General features: G+C 43.2%; 1 protein-coding gene. It reads left to right on the top strand.

Features of this window, described 5'->3' with window-relative positions; genetic code table 11:
* Window positions 1–596 (top strand): IS5 family transposase (locus tag AB4323_RS07600; protein ID WP_372152097.1); only part of this gene is annotated, 596 nt, incomplete at its 5' end.
* Window positions 597–629 lie beyond the last annotated feature (33 nt).

Raw genomic sequence — 629 nt, 5'->3', positions numbered from 1 at the left:
TCAAATATCGCAATAAATCCAAAGGAGCTATTCGCCATATAGCCATTGACTCGACTGGTCTCAAAGTTTTTGGCGAGGGTGAATGGAAAGTGAAAAAGCACGGCGCCGAAAAACGCAGAACTTGGCGTAAACTGCACTTAGCTGTTGATGTAGAAACTCATGAGGCCATTAGTGCAGAAGTCAGTCTTGTAAGTGTTGGCGATAACGAAGTGCTGCCAACATTACTCAACCCTTTACGTAGAAAGATCCATACAGTATCTGCTGATGGAGCATATGACACAAAAAGTTGCCATGAGACTCTGAAAAATAAGGGCTGTACTCCGTTGATACCACCTCGAAAGAATGCGACTCTTTGGGAAGATGGGCATCCCAGAAATGAAGCTGTAGAGGCTCTTAAAAACGGAACAATAACGGAGTGGAAATCTGAGTCTGGTTACCACTATCGCTCAATATCTGAGACCGCAATGTCTCGATATAAAGGACTAACCAGCGGTAAATTGAGCTTGAGATGTTACAACGCTCAAGTGGGAGAAATCATGGCGAATGTCAAAGCTATAAACAAAGTCATAGGACTAGGTATGCCTGTTAGAAGCTAACGATTAGTCAAATATGGCGTCGTTGAACCTCAA

Source organism: Vibrio sp. 10N.261.52.C11, from assembly GCF_041471405.1.
In the GTDB taxonomy this organism is placed as follows: domain Bacteria; phylum Pseudomonadota; class Gammaproteobacteria; order Enterobacterales; family Vibrionaceae; genus Vibrio; species Vibrio crassostreae_C.
This window is presented reverse-complemented; position numbering and strand designations above follow the sequence as displayed.